The organism is Paraglaciecola marina (genome assembly GCF_004360155.1).
Taxonomy (GTDB): Bacteria; Pseudomonadota; Gammaproteobacteria; order Enterobacterales; family Alteromonadaceae; genus Paraglaciecola; species Paraglaciecola marina.
The window spans coordinates 1-2,174 of the sequence record NZ_SAIS01000055.1 but is presented as its reverse complement, the minus strand read 5'-3'; the positions used below and the strand labels follow the sequence as shown (position 1 = coordinate 2,174).

General features: G+C 38.2%; 4 protein-coding genes and 1 pseudogene. All 5 read right to left on the bottom strand.

All coding sequences use genetic code 11. The features are described 5' to 3' along the window. Positions 1-24: 24 nt before the first annotated feature. Positions 25-243: a hypothetical protein gene (locus EOK74_RS20605; protein WP_133472007.1), complete on the bottom strand. Its 219-nt coding sequence runs from the start codon at positions 241-243 to the stop codon at positions 25-27. Beyond that, positions 236-568 (bottom strand): helix-turn-helix domain-containing protein, encoded by a 333-nt coding sequence (locus EOK74_RS20600; protein WP_205964778.1) that lies wholly within the window; start codon positions 566-568, stop codon positions 236-238. The genes EOK74_RS20605 and EOK74_RS20600 overlap by 8 nt, the downstream gene beginning before the upstream one ends. Before the next feature lie 583 nt (positions 569-1,151). After that, complete coding sequence (locus tag EOK74_RS20590; protein ID WP_133472005.1) at positions 1,152-1,364, bottom strand: hypothetical protein; 213 nt, start codon at positions 1,362-1,364, stop codon at positions 1,152-1,154. Between the two features lie 259 nt (positions 1,365-1,623). Next, complete coding sequence (locus EOK74_RS20585) at positions 1,624-1,914, bottom strand: hypothetical protein (RefSeq protein ID WP_133472004.1); 291 nt, start codon at positions 1,912-1,914, stop codon at positions 1,624-1,626. A gap of 20 nt (positions 1,915-1,934) precedes the next feature. Continuing rightward, positions 1,935-2,174, bottom strand: a pseudogene (locus tag EOK74_RS20890) (hypothetical protein); the annotation flags it as partial.

The following is a 2,174-nucleotide window of genomic DNA, read 5'->3' as shown; positions in this document are numbered from 1 at the left end:
TTAAGTTCCTATAATGTATATTAACTAGTCTGTCTTAGGGGGCTGATAGTAGGGGCTTTGTTTGCGTATTTCTGTACCGTATTTTGTTGCCAGTTCTTTGGCATGTCTGTAGTAAGTTTCACGGCTCATTAAGAAGTAAGGATCGAACCCCATCAACCAAGTCACGTAGGTTCCGCGCAACCTGCAAGGTAGGCGTACGATAAATAACTGTTGTTCAGTGGTTAAAGTAATGTCTTTATTCATCAGGTTTATTGCTTAATAAATCGAGTATGACTTTATCATTTACTACCTTTCCTGAGTATATTAATAATAATGCCCATGCTGCATATGGTATTTTTCTATTTCCTTTACTTTCTGTTTTTAAACACCACTTTTTCATAGTTTCTTTTGATACACCCACTAGATTAGCTGCCTGTTCTTGATTCCAGCTTTTTAATTCTAGTAATTTTTTTATTTCTTCAGCATTTGGTAATCGACTACGGTCATCTTTATACGCTAAGCAGCAGTCAAGCTGCCAGAACTCTCGCAAGCCTTTTAAATTAAGGTGTAAGGTTATTTTATTGCTCATCTTTTACAGTTCAAGTGGGTGACAATTGTCACCAATGGTATCACATGTGACACCATTTTAAAGGCATTTCAGCACTATATCTGGTTGTACCAGATGATTTTGAAGTTTGCCAGAATTGGTTAAGAGAGTTATAATAAACCCTAGATGCAAAAAAGGCCGCCAAATGGCGACCCCTTTATCTGATTTCTACGAGGCACAATGCTATGCATCAGGCTCGTATCTATCACTCTCAGCAAGAGTAATGGTATACGCGTGCTTCAACGAAATCAACATTCGCTAACAACACGAGGTAAACCATTATGCGAATTAAGCTTTTTAAAAGTACATGTGTATGCACAGGCAAACAACTTTGCTTGTTCTGCCCAATTCACAATAAATATCACTGTGGGGGCGATGTACATGAATCCAAACAGTGATACTTACGTTAAAGATGGCTTTGTATATTGCAAACGCATAAAGCATTGGAGAACAGGGGAGTATATATACCCTAAAAACTCTTCTTGCTTTAAGTTTAAAGTAGGCCGTTAATAAAACACTCTAAACAGCCAACTGCTTAGTTGGCTGTTATTAGATTTATCTGTCGTCATGACTTGTTATATTTAGCATACATTTCATATACACCATTACACTCTGTGCAGTACAACGCGTCATTTCCCAACATAGAGATGCAAGGATAATAATCTTTAGCATTGCCACCAAACTGTAATGCTAAAGCCTCCTCAGCTGTTTCAGCCTCAACTACATCGTCAATAACATCAGTCTTAGTTAATTTTTCTAAAGTAAATCGCTGTTTCATCTTTAAGCCCCTTGTTTTCAGTTTGAGTAATGGCATAAGCAACTCGTTGCTTGTTGTTGCCGTTACTCGAAGTGATAACGAAGGAACTGGAGCAATGTTATTTTGTCAATGACCTGCTTTCGCGGAGGGCTCCCTCTGGGATACCGCTAAAGTGATACGCGTCTTTTTGCGTATCATCATTTACTAAATGTTATTGTGTAAGTGGGGCTTTCTTTTGATTACTGCCCCTCGTGGCAACGAGCCACAGCGGAGCGTTTCTTTATTTTTCCTGACAGGTTACTAGATATTGCTTGCCTACATCCCATATTAAAACTACGTTTGCCTGCGGTTTTAATTCATTTCTAACTTTCACCGCTTTAGAGTGATTTTTAAATAATTCTGCTTTCTCTGGGGTTTTACACCACCACATGTTGTTAGCGTATTCATTAGAAATGTACTTCATTAAAAACTCATCGCTATCTGCAAGGTGTATCCCATATCCAGTAAACTTGGTTTCTGTAGGTAATCCAAGTTCTTTAATGATTTCCTTTATTGGTGTCTCTTTTAGCATTAATTCCTCTTAATTTTTCGTTATCCGCCACGCTTACATATCTCTTCTAGTTCTTCGAACAGACCTTTGTGGTTGGTAATGCTGTTACATATGGCCATATCTATATTCCATGAGTTAACACGTCCGCGATAATCATGTAGGTTTTCCATAAAGTCTTCTACGTTGTACTTCTCGTAAAACCTTCCCATACATATCTCCTCTGCGGATACGTGCAACAACTTAGCTAGCCTCATTATTTGAGTGGCTTTAGGCTCTGTTTT